18 protein-coding genes and 1 tRNA gene are annotated in these 22,535 nt (G+C 61.5%); 13 read left to right on the top strand and 6 right to left on the bottom strand.

Annotated elements, in window-relative coordinates; genetic code table 11:
- Positions 1-82: 82 nt before the first annotated feature.
- The 4 genes from ABI660_RS09530 to ABI660_RS09515 all read left to right on the top strand — a co-directional run bounded on the left by ABI660_RS09530 (position 83) and on the right by ABI660_RS09515 (position 4,874).
- Positions 83-367, top strand: a complete 285-nt coding sequence (locus tag ABI660_RS09530; protein ID WP_348067263.1) for a hypothetical protein — start codon at positions 83-85, stop codon at positions 365-367.
- Complete coding sequence (locus tag ABI660_RS09525; protein ID WP_348067261.1) at positions 364-522, top strand: hypothetical protein; 159 nt, start codon at positions 364-366, stop codon at positions 520-522. The genes ABI660_RS09530 and ABI660_RS09525 overlap by 4 nt, the downstream gene beginning before the upstream one ends.
- A 369-nt stretch (positions 523-891) precedes the next feature.
- Positions 892-2,094 carry a phage major capsid protein gene (locus tag ABI660_RS09520; RefSeq protein ID WP_348067259.1) on the top strand — a complete coding sequence of 401 codons (1,203 nt, stop codon included), beginning with the start codon at positions 892-894 and terminating at the stop codon, positions 2,092-2,094.
- Positions 2,095-2,312: 218 nt separating this feature from the next.
- Complete coding sequence (locus tag ABI660_RS09515) at positions 2,313-4,874, top strand: phage tail tape measure protein (RefSeq protein ID WP_348067257.1); 2,562 nt, start codon at positions 2,313-2,315, stop codon at positions 4,872-4,874.
- 61 nt (positions 4,875-4,935) lie between these two features.
- Here ABI660_RS09515 and ABI660_RS09510 read toward each other — a convergent pair.
- The 4 genes from ABI660_RS09510 to ABI660_RS09495 form a co-directional block, all read right to left on the bottom strand.
- Positions 4,936-5,025: transfer RNA gene (locus tag ABI660_RS09510), tRNA-Ser, on the bottom strand.
- A gap of 47 nt (positions 5,026-5,072) precedes the next feature.
- Positions 5,073-5,447, bottom strand: coding sequence for a DUF2237 domain-containing protein (locus ABI660_RS09505; protein ID WP_348067255.1), 375 nt, complete (start codon positions 5,445-5,447; stop codon positions 5,073-5,075).
- Positions 5,448-5,473: 26 nt separating this feature from the next.
- On the bottom strand, positions 5,474-6,388 hold the full coding sequence (locus ABI660_RS09500; protein WP_077594541.1) for a stomatin-like protein: 915 nt from the start codon (positions 6,386-6,388) through the stop codon (positions 5,474-5,476).
- Positions 6,389-6,457: 69 nt separating this feature from the next.
- Complete coding sequence (locus ABI660_RS09495) at positions 6,458-6,886, bottom strand: NfeD family protein (RefSeq protein WP_348067253.1); 429 nt, start codon at positions 6,884-6,886, stop codon at positions 6,458-6,460.
- Positions 6,887-7,050: 164 nt separating this feature from the next.
- Between ABI660_RS09495 and ABI660_RS09490 the strand changes: the two genes are divergently transcribed.
- Complete coding sequence (locus ABI660_RS09490; RefSeq protein WP_348067252.1) at positions 7,051-9,327, top strand: arginine/lysine/ornithine decarboxylase; 2,277 nt, start codon at positions 7,051-7,053, stop codon at positions 9,325-9,327.
- 34 nt (positions 9,328-9,361) lie between these two features.
- Here the strand turns inward: ABI660_RS09490 and ABI660_RS09485 are convergent, their stop codons facing one another.
- On the bottom strand, positions 9,362-10,291 hold the full coding sequence (locus tag ABI660_RS09485; RefSeq protein WP_348067250.1) for a DNA ligase: 930 nt from the start codon (positions 10,289-10,291) through the stop codon (positions 9,362-9,364).
- A gap of 153 nt (positions 10,292-10,444) precedes the next feature.
- Between ABI660_RS09485 and ABI660_RS09480 the strand changes: the two genes are divergently transcribed.
- Positions 10,445-11,185: a GNAT family N-acetyltransferase gene (locus tag ABI660_RS09480; RefSeq protein ID WP_348067249.1), complete on the top strand. Its 741-nt coding sequence runs from the start codon at positions 10,445-10,447 to the stop codon at positions 11,183-11,185.
- 115 nt (positions 11,186-11,300) lie between these two features.
- Here the strand turns inward: ABI660_RS09480 and fabI are convergent, their stop codons facing one another.
- Positions 11,301-12,101, bottom strand: a complete 801-nt coding sequence (gene fabI / locus ABI660_RS09475; RefSeq protein ID WP_348067247.1) for an enoyl-ACP reductase FabI — start codon at positions 12,099-12,101, stop codon at positions 11,301-11,303.
- A gap of 101 nt (positions 12,102-12,202) precedes the next feature.
- On the opposite strand from fabI, the gene ABI660_RS09470 reads away from it, so the two are divergent.
- The 7 genes from ABI660_RS09470 to infB form a co-directional block, all read left to right on the top strand.
- Positions 12,203-14,011: an extracellular solute-binding protein gene (locus ABI660_RS09470; RefSeq protein WP_348067246.1), complete on the top strand. Its 1,809-nt coding sequence runs from the start codon at positions 12,203-12,205 to the stop codon at positions 14,009-14,011.
- Positions 14,012-14,144: 133 nt separating this feature from the next.
- A complete protein-coding gene (locus tag ABI660_RS09465; RefSeq protein ID WP_348067244.1) occupies positions 14,145-15,173 on the top strand; it encodes an ABC transporter permease subunit in 1,029 nt (342 codons plus the stop codon).
- On the top strand, positions 15,139-16,260 hold the full coding sequence (locus ABI660_RS09460) for an ABC transporter permease (protein ID WP_348067242.1): 1,122 nt from the start codon (positions 15,139-15,141) through the stop codon (positions 16,258-16,260). Before ABI660_RS09465 ends, ABI660_RS09460 begins: the two co-directional genes overlap by 35 nt.
- Positions 16,260-17,915 carry a dipeptide ABC transporter ATP-binding protein gene (locus ABI660_RS09455; RefSeq protein WP_348067336.1) on the top strand — a complete coding sequence of 552 codons (1,656 nt, stop codon included), beginning with the start codon at positions 16,260-16,262 and terminating at the stop codon, positions 17,913-17,915. Before ABI660_RS09460 ends, ABI660_RS09455 begins: the two co-directional genes overlap by 1 nt.
- Positions 17,916-18,126: 211 nt before the next feature.
- Positions 18,127-18,702: a ribosome maturation factor RimP gene (gene rimP / locus ABI660_RS09450; protein WP_348067240.1), complete on the top strand. Its 576-nt coding sequence runs from the start codon at positions 18,127-18,129 to the stop codon at positions 18,700-18,702.
- Between the two features lie 22 nt (positions 18,703-18,724).
- The gene (nusA, locus tag ABI660_RS09445) at positions 18,725-20,245 is read left to right on the top strand and encodes a transcription termination factor NusA (protein WP_348067239.1); all 1,521 of its coding nucleotides are present in this window, start codon (positions 18,725-18,727) and stop codon (positions 20,243-20,245) included.
- Between the two features lie 27 nt (positions 20,246-20,272).
- Positions 20,273-22,535 (top strand): translation initiation factor IF-2 (gene infB / locus ABI660_RS09440; protein ID WP_348067236.1); only part of this gene is annotated, 2,263 nt, incomplete at its 3' end.

Genomic DNA, 22,535 nt, shown 5'->3' with positions numbered 1-22,535 from the left:
TCAACAAAATGCCTCGAGAAGTGAGCATTCATGCGGCCTGTTTGATTTATTTGAATTTTTTAAACCCTAACACATTGACATCATGACCACCCCCATCGAAATCCATTTAGAAGCATTTTTCACCAGCGCGGAAGCCATCATCGACGACGGCCTGCACCACGCCCGCCAGGACGACCCGCACCGCTTCCATACCGTCGGGCGAGAGTTCGACGGTGGGAAAGCCCGGCGCCAACTCACCGTTGACTATTTGCCCGAGGGGCGCATGCGCCTAGCTCTGGTGTTTATCGGCACACGTGCTGGCGAGGACAGGGCAGTCGAGATGTTCGCCACCACGGTACAAGGCCCGCAGCCAGGAGCCTTGCAATGACCGCCTGGCTTCGCCGGATCTTTGAGCCACGTGCCCTGCGCCTGGCCCGTGACAAGCGCCGTCTGGGTGAAGCTGCGCGCCTGGCCGGCTGCTCGCGCAAGCAATCAAAAACCCTGGTATCGATTTATTTCGGTAACCACGTGGAGATTGATTAATGTGGCACAATAACGATGTGCCGGTTGGGTGGGATGCCCAATTGGACCTTCAAAAAGCCAGTTGTGGGATGCAGCTTGCGAGAAGCGGACGTGTCGTCAGACGCGTGGTGTGCCTTCCGTGAGCGATGCAATGACGCAGCCTGGCGACCCAGCAGCAGAACCGCTGCGGTCCCCTCCAGAAAAGTCAAAACCGCGCACGAGTCGCGAGTTCGAGCGTTCCCTGCGCGAGATGGGGTTCAGTAAGAGCGAATCGCGGTCTATCGCAAACCACGGGTTTAAGGCCCTCGGGAACGGGGCGCCTGCAGATGATGTGTCCGAACAATTGGCCGCGCTCACTGAGCGCATCAACACAATTTTCGAAAGACTCATATGACCTCATTTGATGAAATCACAAAACTTATCAACGACCTGGGCGACCGCTCCGATGCCTGGCGCAAAACCCGCGGCGCAGAGATCGACGAACTGAAGTCCGAGCTCATGGACATGCAGAAAAAAGCCGGCCGGCCGAACCTGGGCGGCGGCTCCGACACGAAGGCGCACGAAATTTGGATTGACACCAAGTCGCAAAAGGCGGTTCCGGTGCTGTCGCATGGCCAGGCGCTGAAATCGCTGGAGGGCAGGAGCGACACGCCGAACATGGGGCGCGTCCTGCGCGGGCTGCTGCTGGGCGGCCGGGCGCACGACGCCCGGGAGCTGGAGGATGAGCGTAAGGCGATGAGCATCGGCACCGACCCGGCCGGCGGCTATACCGTGGCCGGCGTGCTTGCCAATGAATGGATCGACCTCCTGCGCGCGGACATGGTCCTATCCAAAGCCGGTGCCCGCACTGTGCCGATGGAAAGCGGGGACCTGTCGCTGGCGTGTGTGACTGGCGACCCGGTCATCTCCTGGCACGGCGAGAACGCGAACATCAACGACGCTGCCCCGACGCTGGGATCGGTCAACATGAGGGCGAAAACCGTTGTTTGCCTGGTGAAGCTGTCGCTGGAACTGTCGCAGGACAGCTCCAACATCGAGCAAATCCTGCAAGGCACTATCACGCGGGCTATGGCGAACGCGATTGATTCCGCCGGCATCAACGGCGTGAGCACTGACGCAGCCGTGGCGCCGCGCGGCATCATCGACCTGTCCGGCCGCAACACCGTGACGAGCATCGGCGCCCCGACGACCTGGGATTTCCTGGTCGATGGCATGTACGAGCTGGCTGCTGATAACGTCCCTCTGGACCGCATCGGTGCCCTGGTCGCACACCCTGCCGTGTGGAAGAAGATGCGCAAGCTCAAGACCGGCATCACGAACGACAACACGCCACTTACGATGCCGGCCGAGATCGCTGCGCTGCCCAAGCTCTGGACCACGGCTGCACCGCTGGTCAGCGGGACCACCGCAACCGGAATCATTGCGGACTGGCGCGATCTGCTGTTCGGCGTGCGCAAGGAAATCACCGTGCGAGTGCTGCAGGAAACCTTCATGGGCTCGAACCTGCAAATCGCCGTGCTGGCCTATGCGCGGGTTGACTTCGCGGCCACTCGCGCCGCCAGCTTCTGCACACTCGAAGGCATCACGGTCTAACAACACGGGCGCCCTGGCCTCGGCTGGGGCACCTTCGACCTTTGGAGGGCGCGTGTCATAGACCGACCTGTCCAGTTTGATTTAACGCTAACGCACAACTCGTCTCGTGCGCGCGCGCGAGGGGCGGTCTCAACCTCTACTTCTTCCGCGCTCTAGACCGTTCTGTCCTGTCTTTGCGCACACCCGCGAAATGAGAAACTTTTTTAAGGCCAAAAATCATGTCAAATATCGGCGAAGGCGTCATTCAATTATCTGCCGACGCTTCAAAGCTGAAGGCGGGTATTGCGGATGCCAAGCGTTCAATCAAGAGCCTTGGCACAGCCACGACCGAAACCAACAAAAATGCTTCGGCCTCGATTGACCGCTACGTCAAGAAGTTGGAATCTCAAGCCGCCGTGCTGGGCAAGTCCACGCGCGAGGCCGAGCTTTACAAGCTGGCAATCCGCGGGGCGAACAAGGACCAGCTGGCCGCCGCCGATTCCGCGCTCAAGATGGCTGATGCCTTTGCCAAGGGTGAGCGCATTGGCGGCCAGGTCCGGGCCGGGTTTCTGGCCGTAGGCGCTGCGGCCGCCACGGGCTTCATCGCCGCCGCAGTTGCCTTCGACCAGCTGACCAAAAAAGCCGGCGACTTCCAGGACATGGGCGAGAAGATCGGGGATACCGGCGAAAACATTGCGTCTCTTGCGGTTGCAGCTGGTACGGCCGGCACCAGCATGGATACGGTTGTCAGCGCTTCCCAGCGGCTGACAAAAGGGCTGACTGGTGTAGACGATGAATCCAAGGCGGCCGGCGCCGCCGTCGGCGCCCTTGGCCTGAACCTGAAAGAGTTCAAGGCGCTGGCGCCGGCTGACCAGTTCGAGCAGGTTGCCAAATCGCTGGCTGGCTTTGAGGACGGCGCGCAGAAAACCGCTGTAGCCATGGCCCTGTTTGGCAAGACCGGCGCGGAACTGCTGCCCTTCCTGAAAGAGCTGGGGCAGGAGGGTGGCCGCCAGGTCATCCTGACGCAAAAGCAGATCGAGCAGGCCGACCAGTACGCTGACGCGCAGGCCAAGCTGGTTGCCCAGATCAGCCTGCATGCCCAAGCTATCGCGTCCGACATGGTGCCTGCGGTCAATGAATTTACAAGCCTGCTCGCCGATCTTGCCAAGGATCAGGATTTTGCGGCCACGGCGTCTGCGATTCTCAAGGGTGCGCTTTCTGGGGCAATCTCCGTTTTTCAGGCAGTCGCCATCGTTGCGTCTGATGTGGGTTTTGTTTTCCAAACGTTGACGCGGGAAGTTGTTGCACTTGTCCTGCAAATTGGTAACTTGCGCCGCTTCAACTTCACCGGTTTTACCGCCATCAGCGAGGCAGTAAAAGAGGACACCACTCGCGCGCGGGCCGAGTTGGACAAGTTCCAAAAACGCATCTTGTCCATTGGCCAGCCTCAGGCTCCGCTAGACGACGAGGCACGCCGCCGGCAAGGGCGCGGCACGACGACCGCCAAGCCGAAACTCTCATTCGACGGCGCAGACAAGAAGGGCAAGGACACCGCAGCGCAAGAGGCAAAGGCGCGTCTGGCGCTTGAGTTGGAAGACATCCGCAAAAGCAGTGATGCGCTGGTGAACACGTTCAGCAACGCCGAAAAGATCATGGAGGCCCGCCGCGCTGCAAGCCTCATCGAAGAGCGTGATTACTACGCCTCAAAACTTGGCTTCATTAACCTGAACACCCGCGCACAGGAAGATGCCCTGCAAAAAGAACTCGCCAGGCTGCAGTCCGAAAAGCTGGCCGGCAAAGACAAGATCGAGAACGACAGGAAGATCCTCGATGTCGAAGCAAAAATTGCGGCAGTGCGGGCAAATTCAGTGGCAAATGTCGAAGTGCTCGGCATTCGAGAAGCTGCTGCCGCCAAGAAACTCGAGCAGGCCTTTGCCGATGCAAAAACGTCGGCTCAGGCTTACCTCGACACCGTCAACCAACAGAACGCCCGCGAGATCGAAGGCATCGGACGTGGCACCAAATTCCGCGAGCTGCAGGCCGGCCGCAATCAGATCGAGGACAAGTTCACCAGTCAACGCCAAGGCCTCGAGCGGGATCTGCGACGAGGCGACGTCAGCCGGCAGGATTACGACACTTACCTTGATATCGCGACCAAAACCTACGCTGAGGAAGTCAGGCTGTACGAAGCCCGGACCAAGGCAATGGATGAAGCGCAAAGCAACTGGGCAAACGGCGCGACCGAAGCGCTGAGAAACTACCAGAGCGAGGCCGCCAACATCGCTGGCCAGACGGAAAACCTTTTTACAAACGCGTTCCAAGGCATGGAGGACGCCCTTGTTGATTTCGTCAAAACCGGCAAGCTGGACTTCAAGAGTTTTGCCCAATCGATCCTTCTTGACCTGGCCCGCATTCAGGCCAAGAAGGCGATTGCCGGAATTGCCGGGTCGCTGTTTGGTGCAGGTGGTGGCGGTTTCGGCTCTGGCTCTGCTTTCGGGAGTCAAGACCTCGGGCTTAGCTTTGATGGCGGCGGCTTCACCGGCAGCGGTTCCCGCACTGGTGGGGTTGACGGCAGAGGCGGATTTCCGGCCATCCTGCACCCGAACGAAACCGTCATTGATCACACAAGAGGCCAGTCTGGCGGCGGTGGTGACGTCTATGTGACTGTCAGTGTCGATGCCAGTGGTTCCAGCGTCGAGAGCAATGACCAGGATTCCAGAGAGCTGGGCCAGCGGCTGGGCAGTGTGGTGCGCGGTGTATTGATTCAGGAGAAGCGGCCCGGCGGGCTGTTGGCGGTATGAGGGTGCTTTTGTGGGAACGGAAAGCAAAACGGGGCACTAGGCCCCGTAAATACTGACTGTCTGGCGGAAAGGGCGGGATTCGAACCCGCGGTGGGTATAACCCCACGCACGCTTTCCAGGCGTGTGACTTAAACCGCTCATCCACCTTTCCGCGAAGCCTCACATTGTAGCAGTGCAGGGCGCTGGAAATTGTCCAGACTAGTGAAGCGCGCTGTGAAACCGGTGTTTTTCAAGCTGCGCGCGAGTCACGAACTCCAGGGCCTTGAGGTGGGTGGACTCCAGGACCACGGGCGGCGCGAAACCGGCCTCCAGCGCCTCGCGCCAGCGGTTGGCACACAGGCACCAGCGGTCGCCGGGTTTGAGCCCGGCAAAGCGGTGTTCCGGCCGCGGGGTGGTGAGGTCGTTGCCTTTTGCCGCCGAAAATGCCAGGAAATCGCTGTTGACTCGCACGCAGACCAGGTGCGAACCGAGATCGGACTCGTCGGTGTTGCAGCAACCGTCGCGGAAATAACCGGTAAGCGGGTCATAGGAGCAGGGGACCAGTTCGGTGCCCAGCACGTTCCTGGCGGTCATGCTTGCCTTCTTCTCTTACTGGCCAATCAGGCCGCTTTTGTGGACTGCACCATGGTCATGGCCGAGGTGATCAGTGCAGACACTTCGGTCATGTTGCTGGGAACAATCAGCGTGGTCTTGGCATCGGCCGCAACATGGGAGTAAGCCTCCATCGCTTTCTCGGCAACCTTGAGCTGAACCGCCATTTCGCCGCCAGGCTGGCGGATGGCCGCCGCAACGACTTCGATCGCGCGCGCATTGGCTTCGGCCACGGCGGTGATGGCGGCGGCTTCACCTTGCGCGTTGTTGATGGCAGCGAGTTTTTCGCCCTCGGAGCGGGCAATGAAAGCTTCGCGCTCGCCAGTAGCGATGTTGATCTGCTCCTGGCGACGGCCTTCGGAAGCGGCAATCAAGGCTCGCTTTTCGCGCTCGGCGGTAATCTGCGACTGCATGGCGTGCAGGATTTCTTTCGGCGGTGTCAGGTCCTTGATCTCGTAGCGCAGTACCTTGACGCCCCAGTTCAGCGCGGCCTCGTCAATCGCGGCAACCACCTGGGCATTGATGATGTCGCGTTCTTCGAAGGTTTTGTCGAGCTCCAGCTTGCCGATCACGCTGCGCAGGGAAGTCTGTGCCAGCTGAGTGACTGCAACGATGTAGTTGGATGAGCCGTAGCTGGCGCGCATCGGGTCGGTGACCTGGAAATACAGGATGCCATCCACCTGCAATTGGGTGTTGTCGCGCGTAATGCAGACTTGGCTAGGCACGTCCAGCGGAATTTCCTTGAGCGAGTGTTTGTAGGCCACGCGGTCGATGAAGGGAATCAGGATGTTCAGGCCGGGTGTCAGGCTGCCGTGGTACTTGCCCAAGCGCTCTACAACCCAGGCATTTTGCTGGGGAACAACCTTCATGGCGCGTATGACAAAAATAACGGCAATCACCAGGATGACAAGTGCAATTTCCATTTTCATTAGGTTCTCCGGTAAATCAAAAAAAGAGGCCGGTATCGTCGCGGCAGGACACCGTGGACTGTCTCACAGTTTTCCCACCACCAGCCGGTTGCCATCCAGTTGCTTGACCTTGAACTGGCCTGGCTGCGGCGCAGCGTCTTTGTCGGCGAGTACCACGGCCCACTGCGCACCGCGGTATTTGACACTGGCTGTGGCGTCGGCATTCCACTGCTCCACATGCACGGTCTCACCAATATCCATTTGCAGGTCGCGATTGGCTTGCGGTTCTGCCGGTTTCGGGCTTTGGCCGCGCTTCCAGTGCCAGAGCACTACCGCGCCACCGCCAACCACAGCCGCTACGAGGATTTGGGCCGTGGTGCCCAGGCCCAGATGTGCCGCCAGAGCCGCGGCGGCCAGACCCACCGCAAGCATCAGGAGGTAGAAGGTGCCTGTCACCAGCTCTACCGCCACAGCGCCACCCGCCAGCAACCACCAGATCGTTGATTCCGCCATGTTCAAGTCCTCGCGTTTCGTAAAAGCCACATTTTGGGCCCGAAGGCCAATTTGGCAAGCTTAACCGGCCTTCCGGCGGGCGGCGCTGATTCGGACTTCATCAAATATCTCTACACTTCGGCCCTGATTCGTTTTTTTTGGCAGATCCAGGCAAAGGCCTTTTGATGAAATTCCGCTTCCCCATCGTCATCATCGACGAAGACTTCCGCTCCGAAAACACCTCCGGCCTGGGCATCCGTGCGCTGGCGCAAGCCATAGAAACGGAGGGTTTTGAGGTTCTGGGCGTCACCAGCTACGGTGACCTGTCGCAGTTTGCCCAGCAGCAGAGCCGCGCCAGTGCCTTCATCCTGTCCATCGACGACGAAGAGTTCACGCCCGGCCCGGATCTGGATCCCGCTGTGCTGAACCTGCGCCACTTCATCGAGGAGGTGCGGCGCAAGAACCTGGATGTGCCAATTTACGTCTACGGCGAAACCAAGACCTCGCGCCACATCCCCAACGACATTCTGCGCGAGCTGCATGGCTTCATCCACATGTTTGAAGACACGCCCGAGTTTGTGGCGCGCCACATCATCCGCGAAGCCAAGAGCTACCTCGAAGGCGTGCAGCCGCCGTTTTTCAAGGCCTTGCTGGACTACGCCGAAGACGGTTCCTACTCCTGGCACTGCCCGGGGCATTCGGGTGGCGTCGCTTTCCTGAAGAGCCCGGTGGGGCAGATGTTTCACCAGTTTTTTGGCGAGAACATGTTGCGTGCCGACGTTTGCAATGCCGTCGAGGAACTCGGCCAGCTGCTGGACCACGACGGCCCGGTCGGCGCCTCCGAGCGCAACGCGGCGCGCATCTTCAATGCTGATCATTGCTTTTTCGTCACCAACGGCACTTCTACCTCCAACAAGATGGTCTGGCACCACACGGTGGCGCCGGGCGACGTGGTGGTGGTGGACCGCAATTGCCACAAATCCATCCTGCACGCCATCATCATGACCGGGGCGATCCCGGTGTTTCTGAAACCGACACGCAATCACTTCGGCATCATCGGCCCGATCCCGCAGGAAGAATTCGAGCAGGCATCCATCCAGGCCAAGATCCGGGCCAACCCGCTGCTCAAGGGCGTGGACGCGAAGAAGGTCAAGCCGCGTGTGCTGACTCTCACCCAGTCTACCTACGACGGCGTGCTCTACAACACCGAAACCATCAAGGGCATGCTCGACGGCTACGTCGAGAACCTGCATTTCGACGAGGCCTGGCTACCGCACGCGGCGTTTCACCCGTTTTACGGCAGCTACCACGCGATGGGCAAGAAACGCGCGCGGCCCAAGCAGGCCATGGTCTATGCGACGCAGTCCATCCACAAGCTGCTGGCCGGCATCAGCCAGGCCAGCCATGTGCTGGTGCAGGACTCGCAGACCGTCAAGCTGGACCGGCACCTCTTCAACGAGGCCTTCCTGATGCACACCTCGACCTCGCCGCAGTACAGCATCATTGCGAGTTGCGATGTGGCGGCGGCCATGATGGAGCCGCCCGGCGGCACCGCGCTGGTGGAAGAAAGCATCCTGGAGGCGCTGGACTTCCGGCGCGCCATGCGCAAGGTCGCCGAGGAATACGGCGACGACTGGTGGTTCAAGGTCTGGGGTCCGGACAAGCTGGTGGACGAGGGCATAGGCCGCTCGGAAGACTGGATCATCAAAGGCGAATCCAAAAATGCGAAAGCCGGCGTCAACTGGCACGGCTTCGGCAAGATGGCCACCGGCTTCAATATGCTGGACCCGATCAAGTCCACCATCGTCACGCCGGGCATGGATCTGAACGGCAAGTTCGCCAAGACCGGCATCCCGGCCAGCATCGTGACCAAGTTCCTGGCCGAGCATGGCGTGGTGGTGGAAAAAACCGGCCTCTACAGCTTTTTCATCATGTTCACCATCGGCATCACCAAAGGCCGCTGGAACAGCATGCTGACCGCGCTGCAGCAGTTCAAGGACGACTACGCCAAGAACCAGCCGATGTGGCGCATCCTGCCCGAGTTCTGCCAGAAGTTCCCGCGCTACGAGAAGATGGGCCTGGCCGACCTGTGCCACCACATCCACAACCTGTACGCCAAGTACGACATTGCGCGCCTGACCACCGACATGTACCTGAGCGACCTGACGCCGGCGATGAAGCCCAGTGACGCCTACGCGCACATCGCGCTGCACAAGACCGAGCGCGTGGAAATCGACAAGCTCGAAGGCCGCATCACCGTCGGGCTGGTCACACCATACCCGCCGGGCATTCCGCTCCTGATCCCCGGTGAGGTGTTCAACAAAAAGATCGTGGATTACCTGAAGTTCTCGCGCGAGTTCAACGCGCAATGCCCGGGTTTTGAGACCGACATCCACGGCCTGGTGGAAGAAGAGGATGCCAGCGGCAAGAAGCACTATTACGCCGACTGCGTGAAAGGGTAAGCAGTCCTTTGGCCGGTTGCCGGCGGGCCGTGCTTCAGGGACGTATGGGTGCCGCGTCCTCGCGGATACGCATGAAACTCGCAAAACGCGGAATGCCACTGTCGTTCAGGCCCCGAAAACGGTAGGTGACGGTGCTGCCTTCGGGTGGCGGGTGGCGCCGCTGCCCGTCGCTGAAACCGGTCCCCAGCTTGAAGCGCTGTCCCGGTTTGCCGGCCTCGCCTGGCATTTCCACGAGCAGAGCGCCCATCACCCCGGCATGTTTGCCTTTTCCGGGAAGGTGGGCAACCACACGGGCCTCTGCGTCTTCATGGGTCTTGACCTTGAGCAGGTCGTCGCTGCGCTGGCCCTTGTAAAGCGAGGTGCCGCGATGCAGCATCAGGCCTTCGCCGCCTTGCCGGACGGTTTTGGCCAGCAGGCGCTGCAGGTCCGCATGGCTGGCCACCTTGGACTGCGCAACCGCCTGTACCCAGGGCTGGTCAATGCGGGTGACCAGGCCGTTCAGCACCGGAATCCGCTCCGTGAAGGTGCCGGCCTGTGCGGGCAGGTCGAACACCATGAAACGCAGGCTGCGCCAGCCAGCCTCGTCAGGGGTTTGCTGGCGCACGACGGACACGGCCCTGGAAAACTGGCCGTGGCCGGCCCAGAGTTCGCCGTCCATGGGCAGCCGGGGCCAGCCCGCGGTGAACCAGGCAGGCGCTGCAATGCGTTCACCGCCACGCGTCAGCAGCTTCTCGCCGTCCCAGTAGCCGCGCACGCCATCCAGTTTTTCGCTGACCCAGTAATCCTGAAGCGCAATGCCCGGGCGGTAGACGTTGGCCAGCATCAAGGCCGGGCTGGTACCGGCACCTGCCGCGGGAAGGGCGGGCACCAGCCAGCACGCCGCCGCCAGCAACCAGGGCAAGATGCGGGTGCGAAAGAAAGTGCCGGTAGTCCGGGCCGTGGCCGATGGTTGATAAGCAGTCATGTGTTTCAATTCAATGCATGATTCATGCCGCCAGCCCACGGACGACGGGCGCAGGCAGCTATCAAAATAGTAGTATCTGGATTTCCCGGCAGGCGCCTGCGCATTGTGCGGGTGGTTCCCGGGCACCGCAAGTTTTTCACCGATACAAGAGCCATGACCGATGCCGATGTTGCTTCCATAGAACGCGCCACCCTGGCCGCCGTGGCTCCCGAAACCCAGGAGGAGCGGGAGGGTTGGCTCCTGCCGGTGGATCGTGGCACCGTGGGCCGCGCGAAAAGCGCGGTGCCGCTGCAGCACACCAGCGCAGACCTGGGCGTGATTGGCCGGATCGAAGCCCATTACGCAGCGCTGGGTTTACCGGCTGTGTTTCGCCTGGCGACGGTTCCCTGCTTTGAAGGTCTGCGCCAAGAGTTGCGCCGGCGCGGCTACAGCGCCGACAAACCCACGCTGGTGCAAGTGGGCACGGTAAGCGTGATGCGCGAGGTGTCGTCCCAGCCGCCGGCCGGGACGGCCGATGCGCCCGACGCAGCCTGGACCGCCCTCTTTCTGGGTGAGGGCTTTGATCCCGTGGACGGTGCCAGCCGTGTCCGGACGCTGAGCCGGGCACCGGACTCGGTCTACGCCAGCGTCTGCGAGCAGGGACAGGTCCTCGCGGTGGGCGTGGCTGCGTTTGGGCATGGCTGGGCCAGCGTGCATGGCATGCGCACGGTACCGGGGTGCCGCGGCCAGGGCCTGGCCGGGCGGGTGTTGGCCGGGCTGGCCGATGCCGCGCTTCAGCGGCGCACGGAGCGTGTCTTTTTGCAGGTAGAGGCAGGCAACACCGCTGCCCAGGCGCTTTACCGACGCGCGGGGTGCACCACCGCGTGGAGTTATGAATACTGGTGGCTGGCCTGAGCAGCGGGCCGGGGCACAGCCACCAGGTGAAGGGGGCATTTTTAAGTGATTTTGGCTGCCAGCCCAATGAGGATGGTCGCCAAATGCTATCTATCCGATAGCAAACGGTCAGCGATCAACCTCCGGCGAGCTCCGCATCGCGGCCTATGCCGGCTGTGTGGCTGAAGCCGCCGTCCACATAGGTGATTTCGGCGGTAACGCCGGAAGCCAGGTCCGACAGCAGGAAGGCCGCCACATTGCCGACGTCTTCAATCGTCACGTTGCGCCGCAGCGGCGAAGCTGCAGCCACCATGCCCAGCAGCTTGCCGAAATCCTTGATGCCGCTGGCGGCCAGCGTTTTGATCGGGCCGGCGCTGATGCCGTTCACGCGCATGTTTTTGGGCCCCAGGGATTCGGCGAGGTAACGCACGCTGGCTTCCAGGCTGGCCTTGGCCAGGCCCATGGTGTTGTAGTTGGGAATGGTGCGCAGCGCGCCCAGGTAGGTCAGGGTCAGCAAGGCTGACTTGGGCTTGAGGTAGGGCAGGGCGGCCTTGGCCATGGCCGGAAAGCTGTAGGCGCTGATGTCGTGGGCAATCTTGAAACCTTCGCGCGACAGGCCTTCCAGGAAGTCCCCGGCAATTGCCTCGCGCGGCGCGAAACCAATGCTGTGCACAAAGCCGTCGAAGGTCGGCCAGATTTTGGACAGATCCGAAAACAGCTTGTCGATCTGGGCATCGTCGCCGACATCGCAATCAAAAATCAGGCTGGAGTCGAAGTCGGCGGCAAATTCGGTGATGCGGTCCTTGAAGCGCTCGCCGACATAACTGAACGCCAGCTCGGCGCCCTGCGCATGGCAGGCCTTGGCAATGCCGTAGGCGATCGAGCGGTTGGACAACACGCCCGTGATCAGCAGTTTTTTGCCAGTAAGAAAACCCATCTTGTGCTCCAGTGTTTGCAAATGAACCGGCAAATGATGCCGCGGCGCCTTGGCCAATAGGGCCGGAAATTCTGCCGGCCCAAGTAGTGCAGAATTGTCGCATGAGGATTCTGCTTCGGTCGCTGTGTCTGGTGTGTGCTGTTCTGGGTGCCGCACCGTCCTGGGCTGCGCATGGGTATGCGTTGTGGCGCGACCTCAAGTACCCGGCAGGCTTTGACCACTTCGACTATGTCAACCCTGCCGCGCCCAAAGGCGGCGAACTCCGGCTGGTCAGCAACATCCGGACGTCCACCTTCGACAAGTACAACCCGTTCACGATCAAGGGCAGTGCGCCGGCCTACCTGCTGGGCCTGATGTTCGACTCGCTGCTTACGGGTTCGCTCGATGAAACCGGTTCGGGTTATGGCCTGCTGGCCGAAGACGTGGAGGTGCCGGCCGACGGCATGAGCGTGACATTCCGCCTGCGGCCGCAGGCCCGGTTCCACAATGGCGACCCGGTGCTGGCTGCCGACGTGAAGCATAGCTATGACACGCTCGTCGGGCCCCACACCTCGCCCGCTTACAAGACCTCGCTGGATGACGTGGCCGGGCTGGACGTGCTGGATGAGCGCACGGTGCGTTACCGCTTCAGGAAACCCAACCGCGAACTGCCGCTGACCGTGGGAGGCCTGCCGGTATTCAGCCGCAAGTGGGGCATGGAAAACGGCAAGACCAAACCCTTCGATCAGGTGGTGACGGATGTCCCAGTGACCAGCGGCCCCTACAAGATCGGGCCGGTGAATTTCGGCAAGGACATCACCTATGTACGTGACCCGTCCTATTGGGCCAAAGACCTGAACGTCAAGCGCGGCACCGACAACTTCGACCGTATCACCGTCAAGATCTACAAGGACAACACCGCGCGCCTGGAGGCGCTGAAAGCCGGAGAGTTCGACCTGATGACTTTTTATTCGGCTGGCGACTGGGCACGCCGTGTCAAGGGAAAACGTTTCGACACCGGGGAGCTGGTCAAGGGAGAGTTCAGGCACCGCCTGCCTTCGGGCTTCCAGAGTTACGTGCTCAACACCCGCCGCGAAAAACTCAAGGACCCACGCGTTCGGCAGGCGCTGGGCCTGGCGGTGGACTTTGAGTGGATGAGCCGGCAGATGTTTTACGGCTCTTACCAGCGCGTCAACGGCCTGTTCGGCAACACCGACTGCGCGGCAAGCGGCCTGCCTTCACCGGAAGAAGTGGCGCTGCTCACGCCCTGGCGCGGCAAGATTCCCGACGCCACCTTCGGCCCCATGACCGTGCCGCCGCGCACCGACGGGGACTCTTCGCTGCGTGCCAATCTGCGCAAGGCCCAGGCACTGCTCAAGGAAGCCGGCTGGGAGGTGCGGGACGGTGCGCTGCGCAATGCCCAAGGCGAGGCCATGGTGCTGGAATACCTGGACAGCAGCGAGGGCGGTGTGCGTGGCCTCTCGCCCTGGATACGTGCGCTGGAAAAACTGGGCATTGCGCTGAACTTCCGCATGGTCGATTTTGCGCTGTACCAGCAGCGGCTCGACCAGTTCGATTTCGACATCATGAGCATCAATTTCCAGGGCACTCACAACCCGGGCCAGGAGTTTGCGGATCTGTTCGGCAGCAAGGCGGCCAAAATGGAAAACTCGGGCAATTTCGCCGGCGTCAGCAACCCGGCGGTCGACGCGCTGGTCACGAAGATGACTTCCGCCAAATCGAAAGCCGAATTGCTGCCCGCGTGCCGCGCCCTGGAGCGCGTCATCAGCCACAGCTATTACCTGATCCCGCAATGGACGTCGGGCACACACCGCATGGCCTACAACGCCTGGCGACTGGCCAGACCAGAAAATATTCCGCCCTATACCCGGGGTGAGGCCTGGGCCATCAGCACCTGGTGGAGAAAATGATCCCCACGCTTGTCATTTCGTGTACTGCGCTGCCCCCAGAGGGGGCCGCTGCGCCAGCGGCCCGGCGGAGCCGGTTCCGCGGCCCCTGCTGGACTAAAGAGCTCCGCGCGGCTGTTCACTGGAGTAGTTGACGATGGCTAGTTACATCCTCAAACGCCTGCTGCTGATGCTGCCCACGCTGTTCGGGGTGATGCTCATCACCTTCATGGTGATGCAGTTCGTGCCTGGTGGCCCGGTGGAGCAATACATCGCAGAAACCAAGGCGGCTACGGGCGGCAGTGCAGAGGGCGGTGGCCTGAGTTACCGGGGCGGGCAGGGGGTGGACCCCAAACGGATCGAGCAGATCAAGGCACTTTACGGCTTCGACAAGCCGCCGCACGAGCGCTTCTGGCAAATGCTCAAGCAGTTTGCCCGTTTTGATCTTGGTAAAAGTTTTTTCCAGAACAAGGATGTCTGGCAGTTGCTGAAAGAGAAGCTTCCCGTCTCGATCAGCCTCGGGCTATGGACTTTTTTCATCAGCTACCTGGTCGCCGTGCCACTCGGCGTGGCCAAGGCGGTGCGGGCCGGCTCGCGCTTCGACATGGTCACCACGCTGCTGGTGCTGGTGGGTTATGCGATTCCCGGGTTCGTGCTTGGTGTGGCGCTGCTGGTGGTCTTCGGTGGGCAGTTGCAGTGGTTTCCACTGCGGGGCTTGACCTCGTCGAACTGGGAAGAGCTTGGCTGGGGTGCGCGCATTGTTGACTATCTGTGGCATATCGCCATGCCCATCACGGCCATGGTGCTGGGCAGCTTCGCCGTCACGGCCATGCTGACTAAAAATGCCTTTTTGGAGGAAATCCGCAAACAGTACGTGCTGACGGCGCGTGCCAAAGGCCTGAGCGAGCGGCAGGTGCTCTGGAAGCATATTTTTCGCAACGCCCTGATTCCCATCATCACCGGTTTTCCTTCGGCGTTTATCGGCGCATTCTTCACCGGCTCATTGCTGATCGAAACCCTGTTCTCGCTGGATGGCCTGGGCTTGCTCAGTTACGAAAGTGTGATCCGGCGTGACTACCCGGTGGTGCTTGGCACCTTGTACCTGTTCACGCTGATCGGCCTGGTGACCAAGCTGATTTCCGATCTTTGTTATGTGTGGGTGGATCCGCGTGTCAAGTTTGACTGAGCCCCTTGAAGTGGCCGGGCAAAGCCCGCTCCATGGCGCCCCTGAAAAGGAGGTGTCGCCGGTGTCCACGTCTCCTTCCCGACGTGCCTGGCAGCGCTTCCGGCGTAACCGCCAGGGTTTCTGGAGCTTGGTGATTTTCTGCACGATAGTCATCTTGAGCCTGTTTGCAGAAGTGCTGTCCAACGACAGGCCTCTGGTCGTTCGCTACAACGGCAATTTTTACTTCCCCATCACGACCGACTATCCGGAAACAGTGTTCGGCGGCGACTTCCAGACCACCACCGATTACCTCGATCCCTTCATCAGGCAGAAACTGAAGGAGGGCAGCAACTGGGCCGTGTACCCGCTCAATCCCTACGGCGCGAAAACACTGAACTATTTCGCGAAAGAACCGAACCCCTCGCGCCCGACGCGCGACAACCTGCTGGGCACGGACGACCGTGGGCGGGACCTGCTGGCCCAGCTGATTTACGGCTTCCGCCTGAATGTGCTGTTCGGGCTGGCGCTGACTGTGATCGGCCTGTTGATTGGCGTGGCCACCGGCGCCTTGCAGGGTTATTTAGGCGGCAAAACGGACCTGGCCTTCCAGCGGTTCATCGAGATCTGGGGTTCCATGCCCGAGCTCTACCTGCTGATCATTTTCAGCGCCATTTTTGCGCCCAGCGTGGCACTGCTGCTGATCCTGCTGAGCATGTTCGGCTGGATGAGCCTGTCGGACTACGTGCGTGCCGAGTTCCTGCGCAACCGGCAGATGGACTATGTCAAGGCCGCTCGCGCGCTCGGCGTGGGCAACATCCGCATCATGTGGCGGCATATCCTGCCCAATAGCATGACGCCGGTGGTGACCTTCTTGCCATTCCGCATGAGTGCGGCCATCCTGGCGCTGACCTCGCTCGATTTTCTGGGCCTGGGCGTGCCGCCGGGCACGCCTTCCCTGGGAGAGCTGCTGAGCCAGGGCAAAAACAGCATCGACGCCTGGTGGATTTCACTCTCCACCTTTGCCGTGCTGGTGATCACGCTGCTGCTCCTGACTTTCATGGGCGACGCGCTGCGTGATGCGCTGGACCCGCGAAAGGCAGACAAATGATGCCCCCCACGCTCGGCACTGGCGTGTCCTCGCTGCCTCCCGAGGGTGCTGCCGCGCGGCCCTTGCTGGATGTGAAGAATCTGCGCGTTGCCTTCCAGGGCAAGGAAGTCGTGCATGGCATCGACCTGACCATCGCACCAGGTGAAAAGCTGGCGCTGGTCGGCGAGTCAGGTTCGGGCAAAACTGTCACGGCGCTGAGCCTGCTGCGCCTGGTGCAAAACGCCGACGTCAGCGGCCAGGCTGCGTTTGCCGCACGCGAAGGGCAGGTTGACCTGCTGGCCATGGCCGAGCGACAACTGCGCGGCATCCGCGGCCAGGACATTGCGATGATTTTTCAGGAGCCGATGACGGCCCTGAACCCGCTGTTCACCGTGGGTGACCAAATTGCCGAAGTTTTGGAGCTAAAACAGGGTCTGGCCCGCAGGGATGCTGCGCAGGCAGCTATCAAACTGCTAGCAGACACTGGCATTCCAGAGGCCGCACGGCGGGCCAACGCTTTCCCGCACCAGCTGTCCGGCGGGCAGCGCCAGCGCGCCATGATTGCCATGGCGCTGGCTTGCCAGCCCAAACTGCTGCTGGCGGATGAGCCGACCACGGCGCTGGACGTGACCCTGCGTGTGCAGATCCTGGATCTGCTGACGGCGCTGCAGCAGCGCAATGGCATGGCCGTGCTGCTGATCACCCATGACTTGAACCTCGTGCGCCGCTTTGCCGACCGCATTGCAGTGATGGAAGACGGGCACATCGTTGAAACCGGGCCTGTCGCGCAGGTGTTTGCCGACCCGCAACACGCCTACACCCGCAAGTTGATCGCCAGCCGGCCGGTGCGCGACGTGGCAGAACGCGCGGCGGACCCGGCGGCGGAACAAGTGATGCAAGCCTCCGGCCTGCGCGTCACCTACCCGGTCCGCCGGCCGGGCGCGGCCGGCTGGTTCAAGGCGGGCGAGTTTGTGGCCGTGAAATCCGCCAGTTTCAGCATTCCGCCTGGCCAGACCCTGGGCGTGGTGGGAGAGTCAGGTTCAGGCAAATCAACGCTGGCCTTGGCCGCGCTGGGCTTGCATCCGCACAGCGGGGATTTGATGGCAGCCGGCAAACGCTGGAGCCGCGACGCGGCCAGCAACAAAAGCATACGCCGTGCTGTCCAGGTGGTGTTCCAGGACCCCTTTTCTTCGCTGTCGCCCCGCATGACGGTGGAAGAAATTGTGGGTGAGGGCCTGCGCGTCCATCAGCCCGGCCTGTCCGGTGCGCAGCGGCGCACGCAGGTGCTGCAGTCCCTGGCCGAGGTGGGCATGGGCGAGCTGCAGTTTCCCGGTCTGTTGCAGCGCTATCCCCACGAATTTTCCGGCGGCCAGCGCCAGCGTCTGGCCATTGCCCGGGCATTGATTGTTGAGCCGCAATTGCTGGTCCTGGACGAGCCGACCAGTGCTCTGGATGTGACCATCCAGAAACAGGTGTTGCAGTTGCTGCAGAAACTCCAGCGCGAGCGCGGCCTGAGCTACCTGCTGATCACGCACGATGTGGACGTGATTCGCGCCATGGCGCACCAGGTCATGGTTATGAAGGACGGCGAGGTGCTGGAGGCGGGCCCGGTCGGCCAGGTGCTGGATCGGCCGGAACACCCCTACACCCGGATACTGGTTGCCGAACAGACATGACCCGGCGGTCCAGGGCGTTAAGTCAAAGTCATTAATTCCGCACTTGACGATGCCGGCGGCCTCATGTTCGGGCACGCAAACTGCTTGCGCGGGCGCCGCCAGCAGGCTACAATATGCGCTTCACGACCAAATGGGCGGGTTTTCACCGCCCATTTTTTTTGGGCGTTTGTTTTTGCAAACCAGGTGTTTGAGAAGCTGCTTTTAGAACTGAATGGCATTACACGAGACGATTGAGCAAACAGTCACGGGACTGGGTTACGAACTGGTGGACATAGAGCGCACCACAGGTGGCTTGCTGCGCGTCACGATCGACCAGCCGTATGTCCGGGAAGCCGAGCAGTTCATCAACGCCGAAGACTGCGAAAAGGTCACGCGTCAGCTGCAGTTTGTATTGGAAGTGGAAGGCACGGCGTATTCCCGGCTCGAGGTGAGTTCGCCGGGCATAGACAGGCCCTTGCGCGGTGAAAAAGATTTTGAACGGTTCGCCGGCGAGCTGGTGGACATCACGCTGAAAGCGCCCATCGGGGCAGCGGCTGCCGCCGGCTCGGGCGTGGCGGCAAGTCGCAAAAAATTTCGCGGCACGCTGGAGCGTGCCGCTACCGGGTGGCAGGTTGTGTGGCGCGACGAGCCCGAGGCCAAGCCCGGTGTCAAGGTAAGCAAGAACAGGGTTCCCGCGCCGCTGCAGGCGCTGGGTTTCATGCTCGATGAGATTGCACAGGCGCGGCTTGCGCCTGTGGTTGACTTCAAGGGGCGCCGGCCGAAAAGCCCGCCCGCAACAGAGATATAAAAAGGAAAGGCAGGCTTGTGAAATGAATCGCGAACTGTTGATGTTGGTGGATGCCATCTCGCGTGAGAAAAATGTGGAACGGGACGTCGTTTTTGGCGCGGTCGAGCTTGCGCTCGCCTCTGCGACCAAGAAGGTGTACGCCGAAGGCACGGATATCCGTGTCGTCGTGGACCGTGACAGCGGCAACTATGAAACCTTTCGCCGCTGGCTGGTGGTTCCTGACGAAGCCGGCCTGCAGAATCCCGAAGCCGAAGAGCTGGTCAGCGATGCGCGCGATGAAATCGCCGACATCGAAGAGGGCGACTACATCGAGAAGCCGGTCGAAAGCCTGCCCATCGGCCGTATCGGCGCCCAGGCGGCCAAGCAGGTCATCCTGCAGAAAATCCGTGATGCCGAGCGCGAGATGCTGCTCAACGACTTCATGTCGCGCGGCGACAAGATTTTTGTCGGCACTGTCAAGCGCATGGACAAGGGCGACATCATCGTCGAGTCCGGCCGGGTTGAAGGTCGCCTGCGCCGCGGCGACATGATTCCGAAAGAAAACCTGCGCTCCGGCGACCGTGTCCGCGCCATGATCATGGAAGTCGACACCACGTTGCGCGGCGCGCCCATCATCTTGTCGCGCACCGCGCCCGAGTTCATGATCGAGCTGTTCCGCCAGGAAGTACCTGAGATCGAACAGGGCTTGCTGGAGATCAAATCCTGTGCTCGTGACGCTGGTTCGCGCGCCAAGATCGCCGTGCTGTCGCACGACAAGCGCGTGGACCCGATCGGTACCTGTGTCGGCGTGCGCGGCACCCGTGTCAACGGCGTGACCAACGAACTCGCTGGCGAGCGTGTCGATATCGTGCTGTGGAGCGAAGACCCGGCCCAGTTCGTGATCGGCGCACTGGCGCCTGCCAATGTGTCGTCCATCGTGGTCGATGAAGAGCGTCATGCCATGGATGTGGTGGTCGATGAAGAAAATCTGGCGATCTCCATCGGCCGCGGCGGCCAGAACGTGCGACTTGCCGCCGAACTGACCGGCTGGAAGATCAACATCATGACGGCTGACGAGTCCGCTGAAAAGCAGGCCACCGAAACCGACACCAGCCGCAAGCTCTTCATGGAAAAGCTCGATGTGGACGAGGAAATCGCCGACATCCTGATTTCCGAAGGTTTTACCAGCCTGGAAGAAGTGGCCTATGTGCCGCTGCAGGAAATGCTGGAGATCGAGTCCTTCGACGAAGACACCGTCAATGAGTTGCGCACGCGCGCCAAGGATGCGCTGTTGACCATGGAAATCGCCAGGGAAGAAAGTGCCGAAGGCGTTTCGCAGAACCTGCGCGATGTCGAAGGCCTGACGCCTGAACTGATCGCCAAACTGACTGAGGCGGGTGTGAGCACCCGCGACGACCTGGCTGATCTGGCCGTCGACGAATTAACCGATATCACCGGCCAGTCTGCGGACGACGCCAAGGCCCTGATCATGACCGCGCGCGCGCATTGGTTTACCGATGAGGCTGCAGAGCCCGCAGCGCCGGCCGCGGCCCAAGAGCAATGATCATGGAGGCCAGCAGGAAAAAAACATATGTCCAGTACCACTACCGTCGCTGAATTCGCAGCTGAACTGAATAAACCCACCGCCACCCTGATCGAGCAATTGACCAGCGCCGGCGTTGCCAAGGCGCAGGCCACGGATGCGCTGTCGGAGGCCGACAAGCAGAAGCTGCTGAGCTATCTGCAGGCTGCCCACGGCACCGCCAGCGCAGAGCGCAAGAAAATCACGCTGGTCAAGAAATCGACCACCGAAATCAAGCAGGCCGATGCGACCGGGCGTGCCCGGACCATCCAGGTCGAGGTTCGCAAAAAGCGCACCTTCATCAAACGCGACGAAGGCTCAGAGCCGGTCGTGGAAGAGGTGCCCGCGCCTGCGGCCGCACCCCAGGCCCCCGTGATCGACGACGCCGAACTGATTCGCCGCGAAGAAGAGGCCAGCCGCCACGCCGAGTTGCTGCGCCGCCAGGAAGAAGAACTGACGGAAAAACGCCGCCTGCGCGAAGAGCAGGACGCGAAGGAAGAGGCTCGCGAACAGCAGGAACGCCAAGCCGCCGAACAGACCGCACAAGCCGAAGCCCAGGCGGCCGAAGCTGCCGCCAAACAGGCCAAGCCTGCGGGCAAGGCAACTGCTGCCAAAAAAGTGGCGGCCGAAACCGCTGTGGCCGAAGATCCCGCGGTGGCTGAAAAAGCCGCTGCCAGGGTCGCTGAGGCCAGTGCCGCCCAGGTGGCCGCCAAGGCCAAGGCCACAGCCGAATTCCAGGCTGATGCCGTGAAGGCGCAAGACCTGCAGGATCGCCGCAAGAAGGCCGAGGCGGAAGCCGCCGGCATTCGCGCCATGATGAACGCGCCCAAACGCGTGCTGGTTCCCCATGTTGACCCCAAAGCTGTGATCAAGGGCACCTTGCACAAGCCCGCTGTAGTGCCTGGTGCAGCTAAACCTGCGGCCGCTGGTGTTGCTGGCGCGGCCGGCAAGAAGGAAGTCAAGTCGGAGAACCTGTCCTCGACCTGGAAAGACGACGCAGCCAAGAAAAAAGGCGAGATCAAGACCCGCGGCGCGACTGCCGTGCCGGGGCGCGGCAACTTCCGTGGTGGCCCGCGTGGCCGCCGCACGCCAGACCGTGACTCACGCTCCGAGTCCACCTTTGTGGCGCCGACCGAGTTCAAGGTCATTGAAGTGCATGTGCCCGAGACCATCACCGTGGCCGAGCTGGCGCACAAGATGAGTGTGAAGTCGTCCGAGGTCATCAAGCACCTGATGAAGCTGGGCCAGATGGTCACCATCAACCAGCCGCTGGACCAGGACACCGCAATGATCGTCGTGGAAGAGATGGGCCACAAGGCGGTGACCGCTTCGCTGGACGATCCGGAAGCTTTTGCCGACGAGGATGTGCAGGGCCAGCAGGCCGAGTTGCTGCCGCGCGCACCGGTCGTGACCGTCATGGGTCACGTTGACCACGGCAAGACCTCGCTGCTCGACTACATCCGCACCGCGAAAGTGGCCTCCGGCGAAGCCGGCGGCATTACCCAGCACATTGGCGCTTACCACGTGGAAACCCCGCGCGGCATGGTCTCCTTCCTGGATACACCGGGCCACGAGGCGTTCACCGCCATGCGTGCCCGCGGCGCACAGGCGACCGACATCGTGATTCTGGTGGTGGCCGCCGACGACGGCGTGATGCCGCAAACCCGGGAGGCCATCAAGCATGCGAAGGCCGCCGGTGTGCCCATCGTGGTGGCGATCAACAAGATCGACAAGCCAAGCATCAACATGGAGCGCGTCAAGGGCGAGCTGGTCACCGAAGAGGTGATTCCCGAAGAGTTCGGCGGCGACGTGCCTTTTGTCGGCGTGTCGGCCCATACCGGTGCCGGCATCGATGCCTTACTTGAGCAGGTGCTGTTGCAGGCCGAAGTGCTTGAACTGAAGGCGCCGGTCGATGCACTGGCCAAGGGCCTGGTGATTGAGGCACGCCTCGACAAGGGCCGCGGCCCGGTAGCGACCGTCCTGGTGCAAGCCGGTACGCTGAAGGCCGGCGATGTGGTGCTGGCCGGTTCAACCTTTGGCCGCGTGCGTGCCATGCTGGACGAAAACGGCAAACCGATCAAGACCGCAGGCCCGTCGATCCCAGTGGAAATCCAGGGTCTGACGGAAGTGCCGCAAGCCGGTGACGAGTTCATGGTCATGCTCGACGAACGTCGCGCCCGTGAAATTGCCACCTACCGTGCCGGCAAGTTCCGCAACACCAAGCTGGCCAAGCAGCAGGCGTCCAAGCTGGAGAACATGTTCTCCGACATCA

It is taken from the genome of Polaromonas sp., from assembly GCF_039930745.1.
Lineage (GTDB): Bacteria > Pseudomonadota > Gammaproteobacteria > Burkholderiales > Burkholderiaceae_C > Polaromonas.
This window is presented reverse-complemented; position numbering and strand designations above follow the sequence as displayed.